17 protein-coding genes and 1 pseudogene are annotated in these 20,756 nt (G+C 53.8%); 11 read left to right on the top strand and 7 right to left on the bottom strand.

Translation table 11 applies throughout. The features are described 5' to 3' along the window. Window positions 1–81: 81 nt before the first annotated feature. The 5 genes and pseudogenes from QPL98_RS09725 to QPL98_RS09705 form a co-directional block, all read left to right on the top strand. Window positions 82–231, top strand: a pseudogene (locus QPL98_RS09725) (rubredoxin); the annotation flags it as partial. A 33-nt stretch (window positions 232–264) separates the two neighbouring features. After that, window positions 265–600 (top strand): rubredoxin, encoded by a 336-nt coding sequence (locus tag QPL98_RS19450; RefSeq protein WP_349379745.1) that lies wholly within the window; start codon window positions 265–267, stop codon window positions 598–600. Between the two features lie 51 nt (window positions 601–651). Continuing rightward, entirely contained in the window at window positions 652–2,106 is a 1,455-nt protein-coding gene (locus QPL98_RS09715; protein WP_303293162.1) for an aldehyde dehydrogenase family protein, read from the top strand. 27 nt (window positions 2,107–2,133) lie between these two features. Then, the gene (locus tag QPL98_RS09710) at window positions 2,134–3,732 is read left to right on the top strand and encodes a GMC family oxidoreductase (protein WP_232902594.1); all 1,599 of its coding nucleotides are present in this window, start codon (window positions 2,134–2,136) and stop codon (window positions 3,730–3,732) included. A gap of 88 nt (window positions 3,733–3,820) precedes the next feature. Continuing rightward, on the top strand, window positions 3,821–5,455 hold the full coding sequence (locus tag QPL98_RS09705; protein WP_023008030.1) for a long-chain-fatty-acid--CoA ligase: 1,635 nt from the start codon (window positions 3,821–3,823) through the stop codon (window positions 5,453–5,455). Between the two features lie 236 nt (window positions 5,456–5,691). Here the strand turns inward: QPL98_RS09705 and QPL98_RS09700 are convergent, their stop codons facing one another. The 5 genes from QPL98_RS09700 to QPL98_RS09680 all read right to left on the bottom strand — a co-directional run bounded on the left by QPL98_RS09700 (window position 5,692) and on the right by QPL98_RS09680 (window position 11,744). Further along, complete coding sequence (locus QPL98_RS09700; protein ID WP_011784145.1) at window positions 5,692–6,636, bottom strand: IS5 family transposase; 945 nt, start codon at window positions 6,634–6,636, stop codon at window positions 5,692–5,694. A 454-nt stretch (window positions 6,637–7,090) separates the two neighbouring features. Then, window positions 7,091–8,035: an IS5 family transposase gene (locus QPL98_RS09695; protein ID WP_011784144.1), complete on the bottom strand. Its 945-nt coding sequence runs from the start codon at window positions 8,033–8,035 to the stop codon at window positions 7,091–7,093. Between the two features lie 637 nt (window positions 8,036–8,672). Beyond that, a complete protein-coding gene (locus tag QPL98_RS09690) occupies window positions 8,673–9,923 on the bottom strand; it encodes an NAD(P)/FAD-dependent oxidoreductase (RefSeq protein ID WP_011784143.1) in 1,251 nt (416 codons plus the stop codon). A 73-nt stretch (window positions 9,924–9,996) separates the two neighbouring features. Next, complete coding sequence (locus QPL98_RS09685; RefSeq protein WP_303293161.1) at window positions 9,997–11,409, bottom strand: cytochrome P450; 1,413 nt, start codon at window positions 11,407–11,409, stop codon at window positions 9,997–9,999. A gap of 14 nt (window positions 11,410–11,423) precedes the next feature. Further along, on the bottom strand, window positions 11,424–11,744 hold the full coding sequence (locus tag QPL98_RS09680; protein WP_023011696.1) for a 2Fe-2S iron-sulfur cluster-binding protein: 321 nt from the start codon (window positions 11,742–11,744) through the stop codon (window positions 11,424–11,426). Between the two features lie 129 nt (window positions 11,745–11,873). Here QPL98_RS09680 and QPL98_RS09675 point away from each other — a divergent pair, with 129 nt between their 5' ends. Continuing rightward, complete coding sequence (locus tag QPL98_RS09675) at window positions 11,874–12,944, top strand: AraC family transcriptional regulator (RefSeq protein ID WP_303293160.1); 1,071 nt, start codon at window positions 11,874–11,876, stop codon at window positions 12,942–12,944. Window positions 12,945–12,985: 41 nt separating this feature from the next. Here QPL98_RS09675 and QPL98_RS09670 read toward each other — a convergent pair whose 3' ends face one another. After that, window positions 12,986–13,600, bottom strand: a complete 615-nt coding sequence (locus tag QPL98_RS09670; RefSeq protein WP_011784139.1) for a TetR/AcrR family transcriptional regulator — start codon at window positions 13,598–13,600, stop codon at window positions 12,986–12,988. A gap of 258 nt (window positions 13,601–13,858) precedes the next feature. Between QPL98_RS09670 and QPL98_RS09665 the strand changes: the two genes are divergently transcribed. From QPL98_RS09665 to QPL98_RS09645, 5 genes are read left to right on the top strand one after another with little or no spacing between them, the layout of a single operon-like run. After that, a complete protein-coding gene (locus QPL98_RS09665) occupies window positions 13,859–14,344 on the top strand; it encodes a PaaI family thioesterase (protein WP_031209883.1) in 486 nt (161 codons plus the stop codon). Next, on the top strand, window positions 14,341–14,832 hold the full coding sequence (locus QPL98_RS09660; RefSeq protein ID WP_011784137.1) for a PaaI family thioesterase: 492 nt from the start codon (window positions 14,341–14,343) through the stop codon (window positions 14,830–14,832). Before QPL98_RS09665 ends, QPL98_RS09660 begins: the two co-directional genes overlap by 4 nt. After that, on the top strand, window positions 14,822–15,724 hold the full coding sequence (locus QPL98_RS09655; protein WP_011784136.1) for an alpha/beta fold hydrolase: 903 nt from the start codon (window positions 14,822–14,824) through the stop codon (window positions 15,722–15,724). The genes QPL98_RS09660 and QPL98_RS09655 overlap by 11 nt, the downstream gene beginning before the upstream one ends. A gap of 37 nt (window positions 15,725–15,761) precedes the next feature. Then, a complete protein-coding gene (locus QPL98_RS09650) occupies window positions 15,762–16,814 on the top strand; it encodes an efflux RND transporter periplasmic adaptor subunit (RefSeq protein ID WP_011784135.1) in 1,053 nt (350 codons plus the stop codon). Beyond that, window positions 16,811–19,846 (top strand): efflux RND transporter permease subunit, encoded by a 3,036-nt coding sequence (locus QPL98_RS09645; RefSeq protein WP_011784134.1) that lies wholly within the window; start codon window positions 16,811–16,813, stop codon window positions 19,844–19,846. Before QPL98_RS09650 ends, QPL98_RS09645 begins: the two co-directional genes overlap by 4 nt. 115 nt (window positions 19,847–19,961) lie before the next feature. Here QPL98_RS09645 and QPL98_RS09640 read toward each other — a convergent pair whose 3' ends face one another. Beyond that, window positions 19,962–20,729 carry a MipA/OmpV family protein gene (locus QPL98_RS09640; RefSeq protein WP_303293159.1) on the bottom strand — a complete coding sequence of 256 codons (768 nt, stop codon included), beginning with the start codon at window positions 20,727–20,729 and terminating at the stop codon, window positions 19,962–19,964. Between the last annotated feature and the right edge of the window lie 27 nt (window positions 20,730–20,756).

The raw sequence follows: 20,756 nt of genomic DNA, 5'->3' as shown, positions 1-20,756 counted from the left end.
CCTCTGACGTGCACCTGAAAGAGGGTGCGCGTCGGGCGCTACCAAAACAAAGACAATAATATCGTTTGAAAGGTGCTTTAAATGGCTAAACATCAATGCCCGGATTGTGGTTATGTATACGACGAAGTGGTTGGTGATCCGCACGAAGGCTTTCCTGCAGGAACGACCTGGGAAAAAATTCCTGAAGACTGGTCCTGTCCAGACTGTGCCGTCAGGGATAAGGTTGACTTCGTTGCGCTTCAAGAAGCGAACTCGGAACTTTCGGTGTCCGCAACCAATATAGCGGTCCGTACTGCCAGCCAAGCTAAGACCGAGGGAGCATCGCAGAAAGCAACGGACGCATCTACTCCTTCAGCTAAAAATAAAACAAAGCCCAAAGCGAAACCGAAGCCTACCTCTTCAAAATCGCCCAAAGACTCGACTCAAAAAGATACCTATCGGAAGTGGGTCTGCATCACTTGCGGCCATATCTACGATGAAGCTCTCGGAGATGAAGCCGAAGGCTTCCCTGCCGGCACTCGTTTTGAAGATATTCCAGACGATTGGTGCTGTCCGGACTGTGGTGCCACAAAAGAGGACTATGTCCTCTATGAAGACTAATAATCCGATTTAAAATAACAACAGTCTCGTTCGGAAAGAGGTGATTTTATAATGCAGATTGCTAGTCTGGCGGAGGTTGGGCTGCCCAATGTGTCAACCAGCGATACGATTGATTCAACGTTCGCGGCCCTAAAGCGGGCACAACTTGCGCGTCGCGGAAGTTTTACCTTAGAGGCTCGAATAGCGCAGCTCGACCAGCTGCGGGATTCAATTAAACGCTACGAATCAAACATCATTGCGGCTTGCGCGGCGGACTTTCGAAAACCCGCTCCAGAAGTCAAATTAACTGAACTCCTGCCGGTGCTTCAGGAAATTCGACACACTAAAAAACACTTGCGTAAATGGATGCGTCCGAAGCGAGTGGCTGCATCCATTGGTGTTTGGGGTACGAGGTCTTATGTTCGGCCAGAGCCAAAGGGTGTGTGTTTAATTATCGCGCCATGGAATTATCCTCTCAATCTTGCGCTCGGACCTCTCGTCTCAGCGTTGGCTGCGGGGAACGGAGCTATCATCAAACCCTCGGAAATGACACCCCACACCTCAAAGGTGATTGCCAACATTGTCGCCGAAACCTTCCCCCCCGATCTTGTTTCGGTGATTGAAGGCGATGCCGCTGTAGCCCAGAAACTGTTGGCCCTGCCCTTCGACCACATATTCTTCACTGGCAGCCCTGCGGTCGGCAAGCTGGTCATGGAGGCTGCGGCCAGGAACCTTTCCTCGGTGACACTGGAACTGGGGGGAAAATCCCCGACCATTGTAGGCCCGGATGCCAACATCAAGAAGGCTGCCCGATACATTGTCTGGGGGAAGTTTGCCAATAATGGCCAGACCTGCATCGCTCCGGACCATGTTTTTGTACACAGAAGCATTGCAGCCCCATTCAATGAAGCACTTAAACAGCAAATCGGGCGCATCTACGGGAAAACGCCGGAAGCCCGGCAATCGACGCCTGACTATTGCCGGATTGTAAATGCCCGTCATTTCCAGCGCGTGTCAAGCCTGATAGAAGATGCCAAAAGCAAAGGCGCAAACGTCTTTGAAGGCGGTATTACAGATGCTGAAGAAAATTTCATTGCGCCGACGTTGATTGCAAATGTATCCAGCGACATGGATATCTCACGTGAGGAGTTATTCGGCCCGATATTACCGGTTATTGAGTTCGATGATATTGATTCGGTTATCAATAAAATAAATGATAACCCCAAGCCGCTGGCGCTTTACGTATTCGACAAAAACAAGTCTTTTGCCAGGAGTATTATCGAACGAACAAGTTCCGGCGCTGTAGGGGTCAACCTTACAGTCGTGCATTTTCTACATCCGGACCTGCCTTTTGGTGGAGTGAATAATTCCGGGATAGGGGCGGCACACGGTGAATACGGTTTCCGCGCTTTTTCGCATGAAAAGGCGTTGATGGAGGATAAGCATTCTCTTATCCACCTTCTTTTTCCTCCCTATACACGCTGGGTCCGGCGGCTCATAGATGCTGCTGTTCGTATTCTGGGCTGAGCATAATCCAATAACAAGAGAGTCACTATGTACGATTACATTATTGTTGGCGCCGGGTCGGCTGGCTGTGTATTGGCTAACCGACTGACTGCCGATCCCTCGAAGCGAGTAGCGTTACTTGAAGCAGGGCCAAAGGATAAGAGCCCGCTCATACATATGCCTGTGGGTATTGCACTTCTTGCCAATAGCAAGCAGGTGAACTGGGCCTTCGAAACCGAGCCTCAGGAACATCTCAAGGGGCGCCGTCTGTTCTGGCCCCGGGGTAAAACTCTTGGCGGCTCCTCCTCCATCAACGCCATGGTCTACATCCGGGGCCACAAAGCCGATTATGAACACTGGGGTCAGGCTGCCGGAACCGACCTTTGGGGATGGGACCGCGCATTAACATTGTTTCGCCGACTGGAAGATAACGAACGTTTCGGACCGGATGCTTACCACGGCAAGGGCGGTGAACTCAGCGTAAGCGATCTGAGATCGGTCAATCCGTTAAGTCGGGATTTTGTTCGCGCCGCTTCCCATGTGGATGTCCCGGTGAACACGGATTTCAATGGCGAAACGCAAGAGGGACTGGGCCTCTACCAGGTGACACAAAAAAATGGTCGGCGCTGGAGTTCGGCGCAGGCGTTTCTGCGTGGCGCAGAGAAACGGCCTAACCTCGATGTGCTAACGGACGCTCGGGTAACCCGGGTGGTAATGGATGGCCAGCGGGCGGTTGGGGTGACACTGAACCAAGGGGGCGAATATCGCCAGCTCAGACTCAATAATGGCGGTGAAGTCATTTTGTCCGGCGGGGCGGTTAATTCACCACAGCTACTTTTGCTTTCCGGAATCGGTGATCGCGAAGAGCTTCGGAAACACGGAATCCCTCTGGTCCATCACCTTCCTGAGGTGGGCAAGAATCTGGTCGATCATTTGGATATTACGCTGATGCACGCGGCGAACTCACGTTTGCCTATTGGTGTTGCCCCCAGCTTCCTGCTTCGGGGAGTGAGCGCACTTTTTTCCTATATTTTTGCGCGACGCGGGTTTCTCACCAGTAATGTAGCCGAGGCAGGAGGCTTTGTTAAATCCAGCCCTTCGTGTGAACGACCGAATGTGCAATTCCATTTTTTGCCAACTTTTTTGAAGGATCATGGGCGAAAAGTGATGACCGGGTATGGCTACACCTTACACATTTGCGATCTGCTGCCCAAAAGCCGGGGTTTTATTGGACTGAAAAGCCCTGATCCATTAGCCGATCCGTTGATTCAGCCCAATTATCTGAGTGACCCCGAAGACATCAAGACAATGATTTCCGCCGTTAAATTCGGGCGACGAGTACTCGCGGCACCGACAATGGCTTTGCATAGTAAGCGAGAAGTCATGCCCGGAAACTCTGTGTCCTCGGACGATCAGATTGCGGACTTTATCCGGGAAAATGCAGAGACTATTTACCACCCCGTTGGCACTTGTCGTATGGGCGCGGATCCGGATTCAGTCGTTGATCCGGAATTAAAAGTCAGAGGGATTGAAGGGCTAAGAGTTGTCGATGCCTCGATAATGCCCAGTTTGGTTGCCGGTAACACCAACGCACCCACCATGATGATTGCCGAAAATGCAGCCGACATCCTCTTGGGAAATGTTTAGGTTCAAACCCGGATTATGCCTTCTACATTGGACCTTAATGACGCCAGATACTCGCGTCAACCAACTACAAAAACGACAGGAGATAAACGTGCTTGGCCAAATGATGAACATGGAGCTCACCGTGAATTCCTTGATCGACCATGCTGCTCGCTACCATGGAGACGCTGAGATTGTGTCGATAGGAACGGATGGAAATCCCAGTCGATCTGACTGGGCAACTGTTTCGGAGCGGTCGCGACAACTTGCGTCAGCGCTTCGAACGGCAGGCTATGTCCAGGGGGATCGGTGCGCGACCATTTGTTGGAATAACGTGGGGCACCTGGAATGTTATCTTGGCATCTCTGGTGGCGGGATGGTGTGTCACACCATTAACCCGCGACTGTTTCCAGAACAACTCGTTTACGTTATCAACAATGCTCAAGACAAAGTCATATTCTTTGACAAAACGTTCCTTACCATTGTTTCAAATATCCGAGACCGACTGGAGACGGTTGAGAAATTTGTATTGATGTCCGAACCGGACGAAGAAATTGCAGCGCAATTTCCAGGCTTGTTGTTTTATGAAGAGTTTCTCCAGCGAGGAACGCCTAACGCGAATTGGCCTGAAATCGCCGAAAACCAGGCCTCAAGCCTCTGCTATACATCGGGCACCACCGGAAATCCCAAAGGGGTGCTCTATTCACACCGCTCCACCGTTCTGCACGCGCTGGTAGCTGCTCAACCCGACGCACTGAATTTATCGGCACGGGACGTGGTGATGCCGGTTGTTCCTATGTTTCACGTAAATGCGTGGGGGGTACCCTACATTACGGCGATGGTTGGAGCCAAACTGGTGTTGCCTGGTCCTGGCCTGGATGGGCAAAGTTTGGTCAAGCTGATCGATTCAGAAAGCGTAACGATTGCGCTGGGTGTGCCTACGATTTGGCAGGGACTTCTCTCGGCTTTGGACGAGCTTGGCTCCTCGGCACAGTCGCTTAAACGGACGGTGATAGGGGGTAGCGCTTGTCCGCCCTCAATGATGTCGGAGTTTCGTGGTAAGTATGGCGTAGAAGTTGTCCATGCATGGGGAATGACAGAAACATCACCGATCGGAACCGTCAACGCACTGCTGTCGAAACACAATACTCTTTCGGAGGAAGGAAGAAACAAAATCCGTGAAAGCCAGGGACGGCCTCCCTACGGGGTGCAGCTCAAAATTGTAGGAGAAGACGGTCATCAACTGCCCGAAGATGGCATTGCTCAGGGAAATCTCCGCATCCGTGGTCATTGGGTGGTAGCCGATTACTTCGGTGTTGAACCAAATCAGACTCTTGAGGAAGACGGTTGGTTCGAGACAGGTGATGTTGCTTCGATCAATGATGATGGATTTATGACAATACGTGACCGCTCAAAAGATATTATTAAATCTGGTGGTGAATGGATATCTACAGTCGAATTGGAGGGAATCGCAATGGGCCATTCTGCCATCAATGAAGCTGCCGTAGTGGCGGCCTCCCATGATAAATGGGACGAACGACCGATCCTGTTGGCAGTAAAAATACCCGACGCAAATATTACTGAGGAGGAACTTCTTGCTCATTATCAGGGGAAAGTCGCCAAGTGGCAGATCCCGGATCGCGCGATCTTTGTGGAAGGATTGCCACGCAATGCCACGGGGAAAGTATTAAAAAACAAGCTGCGTTCTGAGTATGGGGAAGTATTAGTCAATAAACCGGCAAGCTAGCATCAATGAGTGGCATTTGTGTTACGAAAAATTGCAGTTTTACCTAAAGCCAATTTGTTTTAATACCAAAAAGGATAATAAAAAAATGAAACCTAAGGAAGGTCTGAATAACTGCTGATATTTGCCCATCTTGGGTTTAAACGGCAAAAAATCGAAGATTCAGACACTATTTTCCCTTTATTTGTGTGTTTTTTGCCCGTTTCCCGCCATTTTGGCGGAAAACAGGCGCACTGGCCCTACGCCAGCATGTATTTTTCACCGATCAGCAGGTTGCTAAACGCGGCCAGCAAATGCAACCGGTTGCTGTTCTTGGCAAGGCCGCGATAGCGGACCTTGCCATAACCAAAGACCCGCTTGATGTACCGGAAGGGATGCTCGACCTTGGCACGAACACTGGCTTTGATCTTCTCTGCTTTCAGTTTGTCGGCATCCAGCGTCTTCCGGGTGCCAGGCCGTTTGGCAATGAACCAGGAGACGTTTTTGCGGTGCTTATGCTCATCCCGCTTCTGAATGCCAAGGTAACCGGCGTCGCCGAAGACTCGTTGCTCTTCACCATGCAGCAGCTTGTCGGTGGGCACGATGTCGTGAACATTGGCAGCGGTGGTATCAATGCTATGAATCAGACCGAACGTGTCGTCGACACCAATGTGCATTTTCATGCCGAAGTGCCATTCGTTGCCCTTTCTGGTCTGGTGCATCTCCGGATCACGCTTGCCAGTTTGGTTCTTGGTGGAGCTGGGAGCAGAGATGATGGTGGCATCTACGATGCTTCCTTCACGCAACATCAAGCCGTTTTTCTCCAGGTGTTTGTTCACCTCTTTAAACAGCGCCTTGCCAAGACCGTGCTGCTCCAGGAAATGCCGGAAGTTGAGAATCGTCGTCTCATCTGGCAAACGGTCCAGCTTCAGACCCGCGAAGTGCCGCATGGATTCGATCTCGTACAGCGCGTCTTCCATGGCCGGATCGCTCAAGTTATAGAACAACTGCATGCAGTGAACCCGCAGCATGGCAGGCAGCGGATAAGGGGGCCGTCCGTTCCGGCCCTTCGGGTAATAACGGGCTACCTTCTTCTCCAACTGCTTCCACGGAATCAGCTTGTCCATCCGTTCCAGAAAGATCTCGCGACGGGTCTTGCGCTTCTTGGTCTGGTATTCGGCTTCGGAGAAGGTGATCTGATCCATGCTGGCAACGATCCTATGCGATTGACGATGGCCGTATTATCGCTGATTTTGGAGACTTATTCAGAGCCTCCTTAGAAAAGCAGTACTTCACAAAGCTGTCAGGTGTCTAGGATATTGGGGCTTGCCACACTGCGAAATCGAAGGGGGTATCGATGAAGCAGGTTATCAAGAATCTCCATCGGCAAATCGGTCTTCCAGTACGTTAATAAAACGTTGGTCTCAGTTAGCCACAAAAACGTGTTCGATGCCATGACGAACAAAGACTGATCATGTTCGCGGCGCATACATTGTACTCGCCAATTACAGAAAGCTAAGGAAGGTCTGAATAACCGTCCATTTTCACCAGCATCCGTTTGAGCCAGCAGAAAACGGAAAATTCAGACGCAACTCTCCATTTATTTGTATGTTTTCTGCCCGTTTCCCGCCATTTTGGCGGAAAATAGGCACACTGCCCCTATGCCAGCAGGTATTTTTCACCGATTAACAGATTACTGAACGCGGCCAACAAGTGCAGCCGGTTGGTGTTTTTCGACAGGCCGCGATAGCGAACCTTGTTGTAGCCGAACACCTGCTTGATGTACCGGAACGGATGTTCCACTTTTGAGGGGATGCTGGCTTTGATTTTCTCGGCTTTCAGCTTGTCAGCATTCAGGGCCTTCCGTGAACCCGGGCGCTTGGCGATGAACCAAGACACATTTTTACGGTGCTTGTGCTCGCCTCGCTTTTGTATGCCGAGGTAGCCGGCATCACCAAAGACTCGGCGCTCTTCACCGTGCAGCAGTTTGCCGGAAGGCACAATGTCATGGACATTGGCAGCAGTGGTGTCGATGCTATGGATAAGGCCCAGTGTGTCGTCGACGCCAATGTGCATCTTCATGCCGAACTGCCATTCGTTGCCCTTTCGGGTTTGGTGCATCTCCGGATCGCGCTTGCCAGAACTGTTCTTTGTGGAGCTGGACGCAGAGATGATGGTGGCATCAACAATGCTGCCTTCACGCAGCATCAGGCCGTTTTTCTCCAGGTGCTTGTTCACCTCTTTGAACAGCACCTTGCCGAGACCATGCTGCTCCAGAAAATGACGGAACTTAAGGATCGTTGTTTCGTCTGGCAGACGATCGAGCTTCAGGCCAGCGAACTGGCGCATGGATTCGATCTCGTACAATGCATCTTCCATGGCCGGATCGCTGAGGTTATAGAACAACTGCATGCAGTGAACGCGCAGCATGGCAGACAAAGGATAGGGAGGCCGTCCGTTCTGGCCCTTGGGGTAATAACGGGCTACCTTCTTTTCCAGCTGCTTCCACGGAATCAGCTTGTCCATCCGTTCCAGAAAGATCTCGCGGCGGGTTTTGCGCTTTTTGGTCTGGTACTCGGCTTCGGAGAAGGTGATCTGATCCATGGTGGCAACGATCCTATGCGGTTGACGACGGCCGTATTATCGCTGATTTTGGGGACTTATTCAGAGTCTCCCTAAGTGACCCAAATCATTTCTTTCATCATATGTTCGAGAATTCCCAAACTTGAGGCCTACGCCAGCAGATATTTTTCACCGATCAAAAGGTTGCTGAATGCAGCCAGCAAACGTTATTTAAAAACCTCTAACCGTTTAGTTGAGTAATAGATTGCCATCAGCACTGGTACGTCCTTGCTATAAAAAACTGTTTCATTAGCGCCATACCTTTGATTCAATTGGTCAAGTGTCCTGATATCAATACCGGATGTCAGAACCCGCCTCCCATTTACATCTCCAACAAGCCTGAATCTCACTCTGTTTGATTTACAGACTGCCTGCAGTTTGAACTCTGAGTAGCCCGTTCTTGGATGCCACTTTCCAACGGCTTCAACAGTGACACTTCCAAGAGAAGAGGCCGAAAACATTAAGTGCTTGGTGTGATTTAACCAAGATTCAGTGATATACACCTCAACCCATAGCGGTCGCGGAAAGTCACAATCTTTTATTGTTAAGAGGATCAAGTTCATATTTATTGGCTCACTCCGGTGACTGGCTGCTTCGGTTGCCACGCAACATATTGCCTTCAACTCTGGAGCCTTCCGTTCACCAAAGATTTCAGTTCAGTATCCGGATCCTCTATTAGTTCCGGGTTGATCGTTCTGCGTTGTTGAACGAGTGTCTTGCCTACCAAAAAAGCAAGGGGCAGGTTGACCGCGTCAACAGCAATAACACAGCCTTCGCGGAGATAGAACACGGCAAATCCTTTATCCTCGGGGGTGCCTCGAACCACTCGCTGATCATGATTTTGCGACAATCCTACCATCTGCAGACGAACATCGTACTGGTTTGACCAGAACCATGGAACGCTATCATAGGGTTTCTCCTCACCCATCAGGGTTGCCGCGGCTGTACGAGCCTGATCGACAGCATTGGCGACAGACTCGAGTCGTTGCATCTTCTCGAAGAAAAGATTCCGGTGCCGGGTGCAGTCACCGATCGCCAAGATGGCGGGGTCCTCGGTACGGGTAAATTCGTCAACAATAATACCGTTATCACAGGGCAGGCCGGCGTCCTTAGCCAGAGCGGTTTCCGGGATAATGCCGATCGACACAAGGACGATGTCGGCCGGTACGGTGCTTCCGTCCGCCAACGTCACGCCAGCCACATGCCCCTGATCGCCCGCTTCGAAGCCGGTTACCGCTGTGTTCAGACGTACGTCCACGCCGGCGCCACGGTGTTTGTCGTAAAGGAACGCTGATATTTCCGGGCCCGTAACGCGCTGCATAAGACGTTCGGCGGCTTCTAGCACCGTGACATTAACACCTTTTTTGTTGGCACTGGCCGCCACCTCAAGGCCGATGTAACCACCACCCACGACGACCAGGCGCTTTCCAGCAACTAACTGTTCACGCAGTACCTCTGAATCAGCTATGTCGTGCAGGTAATGAATGCCATTTAAGTCAGCCCCGGGCGCGTTCAGGTGTCGAAGGTGTGACCCGGTGGCCAGGACCAGTCGATCGTATTGCAGCCTGCTCTGATCCGACAAGCTGATGGTGCTACTGTCCCGATCAATTTGTTCGACGCGCACACCGAGCCGCAACTGATGGCCTGCGTTCTCGTATACCGAGCGCGGTTTCAGGTACAGCGACTCCTGATCAACGTCTCCTGTCAGGTAATTCTTGGACAGCGGCGGTCGATGGTAGGGCGGATGAGGTTCATTCCCCACCAGAACGACCTCATGTTGATATTTTTTTTGGAGTAAGGCTGTCAGGAGGGCACCTGCTGCGTGCCCACCGCCAACAATGACCGTCCTCTCTTTACGTTTGCTTACCATAGGCTATCTCTTTCGCTGTGCCCTGGGATTGGACTCTCCACACGTTCGGATGCCATCCTGGTCAATCGGTTAATTAACTGTTCGGTGTCAGTTTGACCATCAACCTGGAATAGCCCCGCACGAAGTTGGACTGCACCCGCTCGGGCTCTTCGACGACTTCGATGTTGTCAAAACGCTTGAGTATTTCTTCCCAGAGGATGCGCAGTTGCAGTTCAGCCAGACGGTTGCCCATGCAACGGTGAACCCCATAGCCGAACGACATGTGGTTTCGTGCGTCCTTGCGATCAATGATGAACTGATCGGGGTTGTCAAATTTGCGCTCGTCCCGGTTACCCGACGCGTACCACATGACAACTCGATCACCCTTCTTGATGGTCTGGCCGCCCAGTTCGACATCCTGCTTGGCGATTCGGCGCATATAGGCCAGCGGCGTTTGCCAGCGGATGATTTCCGACACCATGTTCGGAATCAACTCCGGTTTTGCCTTCAATTTTTCAAATTCCCTGGGGAATTCGTTCATGGCCACCAGGCCACCACTCATCGAGTTGCGCGTCGTATCGTTGCCGCCGACTATGAGCAGCGTCAAATTACCGATAAACTCCATCGGCCGATTGATCAGGTCTTTCGTTTCTTTGTTGCTCTGCAACAGGCTGATCAAATCGAAACCGGGCTCCTCGCCTGCTGCGCGGCGCGCCTCCTTGTCCCGCCAAAGCCTGGAGAAAGACCGGGCCATGTCTGCCGCGTCGTCAAACATGGCATTTTCATCGGCAAACTCCCCGCCGGTGGCCGATGCTGCACCTGCCATTCTGTCCGACCACTCAACCAGCTTGTGGCGTTCCTCGTAAGGAAAATCCAGAAGCGTCGCCAGCATGCGGCCTGTGAGTTCCTTGGAAACAGCAGGTACCCAGTTAAAGGGTTTGTCTGTAGGCAGGCTGTCAAGCACATCGCCGGTGCGTGATCGGATCAGCCCCTCCATCTCCTTCAGGTTTTTCGGTGCCACTACTCCCTGCACCGAGCTGCGCTGCACATCGTGTTTCGGCGGATCCATCGCTATGAACATTTCCACCGACAGCCCCTCCGGAGGGTCACCGAGAATGATTTGCGGCTCGGCGGAAAACAGGTCGTGACTCTTATCCACGAACAGGATGTCTTCAAACCGAGTTACCGACCAGAAGGGGCCGAAAGGGCTGTTCTTCTGGTAATGGACCGGCGCCTCATCACGCAACCGTTTGAAATAGGCGCGCCACTGACCCTGCCGGTATAAAAACGGATTGCTGACATCGATGTCCTCAAGGGCCAGCGTGTTAACGTCCGGGATGGGTGTTTCAACGAATTCGGGCATCGGTCGGCGTGGGCCGAAGGTCTTCCTCTTGGCGCTCATTAAGAATTTCAGTCCCTGAATTTGCCTGTGCATCGGCACCACCCTGGAGGTGGCGTTAATCAGTCGGGACTGAATGTCGTCAAATGTTCTGGGCAGTGTTGGCATGCGTCCTCCTGTGTTCACATCTGGAACTCGGGTAAATGCACGGTCATGCCGTCCATTTCATCAGTCAGTACCACTTGGCAGCCCAGGCGCGAAGTGCTCGCCCGCTCCGGTGTCATTGACAGCATTTGTTCTTCCTCATTGCCAGGCGTGCCTGTCTTACTGAACCATTCGTTCGTGACGATAACGTGGCAGGTACCGCAGGCGCACTCCCCCCCACAATCCCCGTCGATACCGGGAATGGCGCTATCAACAGCGATTTGCATTACCGAGGAACCAGCTTTGAATTCTACGACATGTTCAGTTTGATCATGTTCGATAAACGTAACTTTGCCCAATGTTGTTCTCCTTCCCGCATTGATGACTGACGCATATTGCTTGCCTGCCGGCACATATTTCAGGTCATTTCTTGACAAGTAGGGGTCATTTGAAGACAAAATGGCGAGACTTCAGGAAGGGGTGCATCAATGATGGTGGCGCGGAAGAAGGCGGAGGACTTGCAAAGTCCCGGTCCGGATATTCCATCGAATTACTCACGGCTAGTTGCACGTGAGCTGAATCTGACAGCCAGACAACTTCCGCGTCTGCTGCGGGGCACTGGACTTGGGGTGACGCAATTTTTGAGCGAGGACGGACTGCTTACTGTGGCTCAGCAGATACAGATCCTGCGTAATGCAATGGATCTGTCCGGCCAGCCAGAATTTGGGTTAAGGCTGGGTAAACGAATGACTCCGGCAACCCACGGAGCAATGGGGTTCGTGGCTTACAGCAGCCCCGACCTCCTCACTGCTCTACACGCGATTCGGACATTCCTGCCCACGCGCGCGAGCTTCATCCAGTTGCACTTGCAGCAAGTCGGTGAGCGTTTGGAATGTATTCTGCAGTACCTGGGGCCATTAGACGATGACATACAGCGTTGCCTGTCGGATGCGATGGTCAAGGCACTTTTCGAATTCGGCGAGTTCATGGTTGGCCGCCCTTTGCGCGAGGCTGAAGTATGCTTTGCCCATCCGAAACCCGAGTATCACGCAACGTATTCGGACTTTTTGTCCGGGCAGATTCACTTTGATTGCAGCCAATTAAAACTCAGCTTGCCGATGGCCTTGTGTCGGGAACCAAACGCCTCTGCCAATCATGAAAACTATCATCTGGCCATGCGACAGTGTGAAGCCATGCTTGCGCAACTTCAGTCCGATAAGCCAAGCTACCAGACCCGGCTGAAGAAGATGATGTTGTCCCGGCCGCCGGGAACGCTCAGTGAAGAGGAAGCGGCTGCTTCTCTGTTCATCAGCAAACGCACCCTGGCGCGTAAACTCAACCATGAAGGCAGCAGTTTTCGAAAAATCCGTGACGAGATTCTGTCTCAGCAGGCAGCGCTATACCTGCGTGACAGCGAACTGTCAATCGAGGCCATTGCCGCGTTGATGAATTATCACGACAGTGCCAATTTCAGACGCGCCTTCAAACGCTGGTTTGGCCAGCCACCTGAGCAATTCAGGCTAAACGTCAGATCACACACCATCTATACACGTGATTAACAAACATAAACCGGCGCTAATTACGCTTGGGGAGCCAGTGCCTATGTTCGTACACTTTTCCTGATTACACCATCCATGATGACGTTCCAGACAAAATCACCAATGCCGTCGAGTGTATAGACACCTTTCGGATCAAACCAGGTTGCGACCCAGTTGAGCGCCCCGAGGCCGATTAGGCGAAGCAGGCGAGCATTGACATCCTTCCGAATCACGCCTTGCTCAATCATCGTTTCGATGATCTCGGCCCAAAGGGATTCATACTGGTCACGCAAAGCGATGATGTCCCCGCGGGCCTCCGCGCTCAGTGAACGCCACTCAAACAAAAGTACGTAAACCGTATCCGAATCAACCAGCAGGGCGTGCAAATGTGCGTTGATACAAAGACGCAATCGTTCCACGGGATCGTCCGAGCTGGCGTACGCGGTTTCAACCTCTGTTGTAACCAGGTCTACTCCCCGACGCATCAGCTCAACGAGCAGCGCTTCCTTGCTGCTGTAACGATAATACAGACTTCCGGGCAGCATATTGCAGGCTTCGGCAATCTCCTTTAGAGACGTCCTTTCAAAACCTTTCTCTCGAAAGAGCCGGGCGGCGTTAGACAAAACGTTACCCTGATCGCCTAATTTGCTTGCAGGGGTAATCTGTCTGTCAACCATGGCTTAACCATCTCCTGAGCAATCCCGTTTATTAATCATCAGAGCAGCCATCATTCGATTCGTTTCACTGATCGCACGCCATTACACCGGTGCCGTGCCATTTGGATTAACAAAGTGTTGACTTTTGGTTGGTTGACCAACCAAACTTTGGAAACAATGCTACTCACAAGAGAACGCCATGGCAATGACCTATGACAATCCACTGGTCCTCTACACTTCCGCCCCTGCGCGAAATGCATGTCAGACTGGGCGGATCTGATGAACGATCTGAACAAACTTCAGCACAGTGACGCTGTGACGACGGCGTGGCAGTTCACCGAACAGGTTCCTCACGGCAGGGATCTGGGCATGCAAGTTGTCTCGGTAGACCAGGGCCAGGTCTGTATGCGGCTAACCCCGCAGTCATGGATGTTCGCCCATAAGGATACAAAAGAAATCTGCACCAGCGTACTTTACTCGCTGGCAGACTCCGCCGGAGGCTTGGCGGTATTCGCGGGTGCCCTGGAGTTGATGCCCATTGCCACTCTGGATCTGCGCATGGATTATTTGCGGCCTGCCATCGGCGACCGGGCCCTGTCAGCGGTGGCCACCTGTCGTCATTTATCGGACGATGTCGCGTTTATTCATTGTGACATCCTTAGCGAGGGAAATCGCGAGTTACTAGCGACGGCAAACGCCACCTTCATGCGTAACACCCAGGGACAGCAATTGCATGCAGGTGGACCAGGAAAGGAGAGCGCATGAGCACGACTGGCGATTCGGCCCCACAAATCTCAGGCACTGCGGAAAGTGCGAAAGAATGTGCTGACTGGCAGGCTCTTCTGGAGCGCATTCCCTATGCACAGCACCTCGGGCTTGAGGTTCAGCGCGGTGATGTAGGCGTATTGGTTCATTTGCCGTGTCGTGAAGCGCTGATTGGCAACTTCATGCTACCAGCCCTCCATGGCGGCGTGCTTGGAGCCCTGATCGAACTCACCGCGCGGGTGGCTGCGCAAAGCCAGGATGCAGAGACACGTTGCCCGCGCATTCTCGACAGCCACATCAATTACCTCCGCTCCGCGAAGGCCCGATCGACGTTCGCCAGGGCCGACATTATTCGGCAAGGCAGGCGCACCAGCCTGGTCCAGGTGACCTGCTGGCAAGGCGATGATAAAAAACCGATCGCCACTGGTCAGGTTCAGTTATTGCTCCCGACAATGGCCGCCCAACAAGAAGACCGTCATGGACATTAAGCACAACACACCTGAACGCGACGAATTCCGGGCGACGGATGGCGCCGATATCGCACTGTGGCGCTGGCCGCAATCCAAAGCGCGACCCACACTGCACTGGGCCCATGCCACGGGTTTCCATGGCCGCCTGTACCATCCACTGCTTGACGAGCTCGCCACGGACGTCAATGTCCTGGCCTGGGACATGCGAGGACACGGGGCCAGCGTTGGTGCAGCCAACCTGTCGACATTCCGGGGCTGGGAAACCTATTATCGCGACCTGATCGCTCTGCTGGAATGCCTGGACGAACCGGTCTGGCTTGCCGGCCATTCCATCGGTGCCACCACCAGCATCATGGCCGCTGCCCGGCGGCCTGACAAAGTGCTGGGTCTGATTCTGGCGGAACCGGTGATCATGGATCCGGTGCAGGGCCTGAAGTTGGGGCTGGCCAAGCTGCTGCGTCAGTCACATCGGTTGTCGCTGGCCGCCGGAGCGGCACGTCGGCGCAGGGTATTTGATTCGCACGCTGCTGCGCTGGACAACTATCGTGGCCGCGGTGGCTTCAAGACCTGGCCCGAAGCATGGCTGAACGCCTACGTCCAACACGCCTTCGTGCCGCAGGGTGACCAAGTTCAATTGGCGTGTGCGCCCGAATGGGAGAGCACCACCTTTGCCCATACCGAACACAACCCCTGGCCCGGTATTCGTCAGTTGCGGTGCCCGGTTATAGCACTGGCCGCGGAACGCGGGTCAACCTTCTCACCAAAGGCACAAAAACGCCTGAAGGCCCTGCTGCCTTCGGCTGACGTCAGGGTTCTTGAGGGCACGACCCATTTTCTGCCTATGGAGCAGAAGGACATCGTTCGCGATGCTATCCTGCAACTAGCTTTATCTGGATGCCGCGAGAACTGATATCCACACCTTAATCTTGCCGATCGAGACATCTGCCATGCGCTTTCTGCTGACCCTGTTTATCTCGCTGCTCATTCTGTCAGGTTGTCAGCAGTCCGCGGAAACGCCTCCAGAGGCCCGCCCCCCTGTTCCCTGGGTAAAAACAGTGGAATTGAAGGAGGCAGGTCCAACATCTCAGAGGTTTTCAGGAACCCTGCGAGGCCGCCACGAAGTTCCCCAGGCCTTTCAGATCGCCGGCCGGATTCAACAACGTTTCATCGATCCCGGTCAGCGCGTGGAAAAAGGCGACTTACTGTTCAAACTCGATTCACGAGACCTTATCGCAACCGCGGAGGGGGCCGCCGCAGATCTGAGGCGTGCAGAAGCGGCCCTGGCCATTGCCACTAATGAGCTCCAGCGACAGCAGGAACTGGTAGGACGTCAGTTTGTCAGCGAACAAACCCTGCAACGCCTTGAACTGGCGGAGCGTGAAGCACGCAGCCAGGTGGAAACGGCTTCTGCACGAAATCAGCAGGCTCAGAATGCTCTGGGATATGCGGAACTAAAAGCCGCCAATGCAGGCGTGATCACCGAGGTCATCGTTGAGCCCGGCCAGGTTGTGGGTGTCGGTCAAACCCTTGCCGTTCTGGCTGAAGATCAATCCCTGGAAGTCGAGGTCTTTTTACCTCAGGGCAGCAACCCGCCCCGGCAAGGTTATGTTCCTTTACCCAATGGCGAACAGCTTGCGGTGAATCTGAGAGAGATTGCCGGGGCTGCCGACGCCAGAAGCCGGAGCTGGCGTGCCCGATACAGCCTGGAGGGGCCCTACCCTTCGTCTTTAACGCTTGGTTCAGTGGTGAGTGTCCGGCTGATGCAGAAACAAACCACGGCCAGCCATCGTGTACCGCTGGGTGCCCTTGATGAGAGAGGAGAAACGCCGCAGGTCTGGTTGGTCTCCGACGGCATGGTGACCCCCCTTGCGGTCGAGGTTATCGATTTGGGTGAGGAGTATGCGCAGATCCGGGCCAACATCAACGCGACTACGCCGATCGTCGCATTAGGGACACACCTGCTCACGCCTGGCATGGCGGTGCGGGAGCTGGCTCAATGAGCCTGCCTAATCTTTCCGCACTGGCAGTGCGCGAGCGTTCGGTCACCCTCTTTTTTCTTTTGATGTCCGTTGTTGCGGGCTTCTACGCGTTCTCATCCCTTGGTCGGGCGGAAGACCCTGCGTTCACTGTCCGGGCAATGGTGGTTTCTGTGGTTTGGCCAGGAGCAACCCCTGAGGTGCTACGGAATCAGGTGGTGGACCGCCTGGAAAAACGAATACAGGAAGTGGCGTATTTCGACACTGTTGAAACCACCATTCGGCCCGGACAGGCCACCATGCTTATCCGGTTCCAGGATTATACGCCTAGTGAAAAAATGCCCGATCTCTTCTATCAAGTTCGCAAGCGCATGTCCGATGAAAGCCCCAATCTCCCCCGTGGTGTCATCGGCCCCATCGTTAACGATGATTTCTCAGACGTGTATTTCTCCCTGATGGCCCTCACAGCACCGGGAATGCCAATGCGTGAACTGACCCGCGAGGCAGAAGCGATACGAGATCGCCTGCAACGGCTACCCGGCTTGCAAAAGGCACAGATCCTGGCCGAGCGTCCTGAGCGGGTGTATCTCGAGTTTGATCAGGACCGGCTCAACAATCTCGGCTTGTCGGCAGAAGAAGTGTTGCAGGCGATAGAGGCCAACAATCGCCTTGAGCCTCTGGGCTTTGTTGATCTTGCCGGCCCGCGGGTTTATGTCCGCAGCAACATTGACCTGTCTGACCTTGAGCGCCTCGCCTCAGTACCTCTGCGTATCGGAGACCAAGTTATCACCGTGTCTGATCTGGCCGAGGTGCGTTTGGGCTATGAAGATCCGTTGAACTACATCGTCCGTTCCAGCGGTGAGGATGCGATCCTCCTGGGCGTCGTCATGGAGGCGGGCGAAAATGGCCTGGAGTTTGGTGAACGGCTCAGTAAGTTTGTCAGCACTGAACAGGCCAGGCTGCCCCTGGGGATGTCAATACAGACCCTGACCAACCAGGCTGAGGCCATCACTCAGGCCGTTGATCTTTTTCAGGTCAAGTTTCTGGTGGCATTGGTCGTCGTAATGGGCGTCAGTATTCTGGCGATCGGCCTGCGTGCGGGTTTAGTGGTGGGCATTGCGATTCCCGTTACTCTCGGGCTGACCTTTTTATTGATGAAAATAGCGGGCATTAACCTGGACCGCATCACCCTGGGCGCGTTGATTATCGCACTGGGCCTGTTAGTGGACGATGCGATCATCGCCATTGAAATGATGATTGTGAAGATGGAGAGTGGCTGGGACCGGGTACGGGCAGCCAGTCATGCCTGGAGCGTCACAGCCGCGCCCATGCTGTCTGGAACGCTAGTAACAGTGGCCGGTTTTGTCCCCATCGGCTTTGCTCAGTCGGGTGTCGGGGAATACACCGGTAACATCTTCTGGGTGCTGGCTTTTGCGTTGCTGATTTCCTGGGGGGTGGCGGTCACCTTTACGCCTTATCTGGGCGTCAAGCTATTGCCCGATTACATCGGGCATACTGGCCAGGACCTTTATCAAAGCGCTTTTTATCAGCGGTTGCGTGGGGTGATTGCAGCGTGTGTAAGGTACCGGAAAACCGTCGTTTTTCTCACAGTGGGTTTACTGGCTCTCAGTGCTTTCGGTATGGCAGCCCAGGTACAGAAGCAGTTTTTTCCCAGTTCTGATCGCCCCGAGGTTCTGATCAGTGTCTATGCTCCGCAGGGGAGCGCTATTGCCACCACGGATCAAAGCGTCAGACGCCTCGAAGCGATATTGATGGACATGCCGGAGGTTAAAAGCCTGTCCGCTTACATCGGTGCCGGTGCACCCAGATTCTTCGTATCGGCAAACCCCGAGCAGCCGGACCCGGCGTTTGCCAAGTTGATTGCCATCGGGCAGGACGTTGAAGGGCGCGATCACATCATCTCGACGCTGGAGGCCAAAATCGCGGCGGGTGAGTTTCCTGAGGCGAGAGTGCGTGTAACGCGTTTGCTGTACGGCCCGCCGGTGGCCTGGCCGGTCAGTTTTCGAGTGTTGGGTCCGGAACCCGATCAACTCAGAGAGATCGCGCACCAGATTCGGACTCTCATGACCGGGCATCCGAACATCGTCATGCCGCACCTCGAATGGGATGAGCGTGTGCCCACGCTCTATCTTGAGTTGGACCCGGAAAACCTGGGCTGGATGGGCCTGACCCCGGCAGAGGTTGCACGGCAACTCCAGTTCCAGCTTCGCGGCGTGGCCGTTACCGAGTTACGCCAGGGCATAAGGAGCGTTCAACTGGTGGCGCGTAATGCCCGCGGTGAAATCATGATGCCCGAAGATCTTGAAATCAAAACCCGCGACGGCCGCAAACTCTCCGTAAAACAACTGGGGCAGTGGCAGGTTCGTTATGAGGAACCGGTTATAAAGCGTTACAACCGCGCCCCCTTCCTGGCCGTTCAGGCGGATGTGGAAGGCGCCCAGCCACCGGATGTCACCAAAGAGATCTGGAGTACGATGGCAGGCCTGCGTGAACGGTTACCGGACGGTTATCGTATTGAAATTGGCGGTACGGTGGAGCAATCCGCCAAAGCCAACGCCTCCATTCAGACTTTACAACCGGTGATGTTGGCGTTGATGCTGATTTTCATCATGCTTCAGATGCGTTCATTTATCGGCACCTTGACCGTTCTGGCCACCGCGCCATTGGGACTCATTGGCGCTGTGCTGGCTTTGCTGTTGTTTAATCAACCTTTTGGCTTTACCGCGTTGTTGGGGCTCATTGGCCTGGGCGGTATCCTGATGCGAAACACCATGATTCTGACGCAGCAGGTGCAGGACAACTTCACAACTGGGATGGCTGCTCGGGAAGCCGTGGTCGAGGCAGCCGTCCAACGCGCTCGCCCCGTGGTACTCACTGCCCTGGCGGCCGTTCTGGCGTTTGTACCTCTGACCTTTGACCTGTTCTGGGGGCCGCTCGCTTATGTACTTATAGGGGGCGTAGCAGTCGGCACTCTGATCACCCTACTGTTTGTTCCGGCGCTTTACGCACTCTGGTTTCGGTTAAAGGAAAAGTGAGCCAGGTGTTTGAGCTCCGAAGTAATCCTTACATAGCCGACGAAGCCAGAACCGGGAGATTCAGGGGTTACTTGCCCATTCCCGTGACAAGAATTGCCCCGGTCCCCGAAGACATTCAGAATCGGTAACTCATAAAAACACCGGTGTAGGCTTGGGTAGCCTCCCCGATATCACTGACAATCGGGCTATCCTCGGCATCGCCGGTTAATTGTGACACCCCAGCGGTCGCGGTGACCGACCATTGCGCAGACAACGAGTAGGTTAAACTGCCTGTCAGGCCATACCGGGCATAGCCATCAGGGCTATAAGAGGCCAAGCCGGAGCGGGCACTTTCCGTATCGGAAATACCAAACCTATCGTCTGTCCAGTCATCACTGCTGTAGGTCAGGTTCGGCCCCAGGGAGGCAAACCATTGATCGCCGAGCTGGTTCCGCCATCGTGCCTTAAGCACCACCTGATAGCCATCGACATCGCCGGTGAAGGGAGATTGGACGGCTGCGCTGTACGACCATGCGTCGTGGTTGTAAGCAACGCGCAAGCCGGCGATCGCGCCGCCATCAATCTTGTCCAGGCGTTCAAGATCCTCGTCATTGTCGCGCCCCGGAATGTAACCAATAAAGGGCGACAGCTTCCAGTTGCCGTGGCGAATCAGGTTCCAGCCAAGACCATCGCGAATGTTAAAGTAGAAACGGTCACCATAGCTCACATTGATCGTCGGCCAGACCCTGGTTTCATAATCGTCGCTGCCAAGGTAGTCCGGAGTATAGAGTACACCCGCACCCAGGCTGGCGTCCCACGCCGAGTTTGCCAGGCCCGGGGTTGAAACAACCAACAGCGTCGTCGATGTGGCCAGTAGCCACGGACGTTTAACTTTTGACAGCATAGACGAGTTTTCCCGTTGTTTGGCTGC

Origin of the sequence: Marinobacter sp. ST-43 (genome assembly GCF_030541085.1) — a bacterium.
Taxonomy (GTDB): domain Bacteria; phylum Pseudomonadota; class Gammaproteobacteria; order Pseudomonadales; family Oleiphilaceae; genus Marinobacter; species Marinobacter nauticus.
This window is presented reverse-complemented; position numbering and strand designations above follow the sequence as displayed.

Excerpts from the sequence above, each read along its gene's own strand:
- QPL98_RS09715 (WP_303293162.1), top strand. The coding sequence starts at position 652 with ATGCAGATTGCTAGTCTGGCGGAGGTTGGGCTGCCCAATGTGTCAACC.
- QPL98_RS09710 (WP_232902594.1), top strand. The coding sequence starts at position 2,134 with ATGTACGATTACATTATTGTTGGCGCCGGGTCGGCTGGCTGTGTATTG.
- QPL98_RS09700 (WP_011784145.1), bottom strand. The coding sequence starts at position 6,636 with ATGGATCAGATCACCTTCTCCGAAGCCGAATACCAGACCAAGAAGCGC.
- QPL98_RS09695 (WP_011784144.1), bottom strand. The coding sequence starts at position 8,035 with ATGGATCAGATCACCTTCTCCGAAGCCGAGTACCAGACCAAAAAGCGC.
- QPL98_RS09690 (WP_011784143.1), bottom strand. The coding sequence starts at position 9,923 with ATGGTAAGCAAACGTAAAGAGAGGACGGTCATTGTTGGCGGTGGGCAC.
- QPL98_RS09685 (WP_303293161.1), bottom strand. The coding sequence starts at position 11,409 with ATGCCAACACTGCCCAGAACATTTGACGACATTCAGTCCCGACTGATT.
- QPL98_RS09675 (WP_303293160.1), top strand. The coding sequence starts at position 11,874 with ATGATGGTGGCGCGGAAGAAGGCGGAGGACTTGCAAAGTCCCGGTCCG.
- QPL98_RS09670 (WP_011784139.1), bottom strand. The coding sequence starts at position 13,600 with ATGGTTGACAGACAGATTACCCCTGCAAGCAAATTAGGCGATCAGGGT.
- QPL98_RS09665 (WP_031209883.1), top strand. The coding sequence starts at position 13,859 with ATGAACGATCTGAACAAACTTCAGCACAGTGACGCTGTGACGACGGCG.
- QPL98_RS09660 (WP_011784137.1), top strand. The coding sequence starts at position 14,341 with ATGAGCACGACTGGCGATTCGGCCCCACAAATCTCAGGCACTGCGGAA.
- QPL98_RS09655 (WP_011784136.1), top strand. The coding sequence starts at position 14,822 with ATGGACATTAAGCACAACACACCTGAACGCGACGAATTCCGGGCGACG.
- QPL98_RS09650 (WP_011784135.1), top strand. The coding sequence starts at position 15,762 with ATGCGCTTTCTGCTGACCCTGTTTATCTCGCTGCTCATTCTGTCAGGT.
- QPL98_RS09645 (WP_011784134.1), top strand. The coding sequence starts at position 16,811 with ATGAGCCTGCCTAATCTTTCCGCACTGGCAGTGCGCGAGCGTTCGGTC.
- QPL98_RS09640 (WP_303293159.1), bottom strand. The coding sequence starts at position 20,729 with ATGCTGTCAAAAGTTAAACGTCCGTGGCTACTGGCCACATCGACGACG.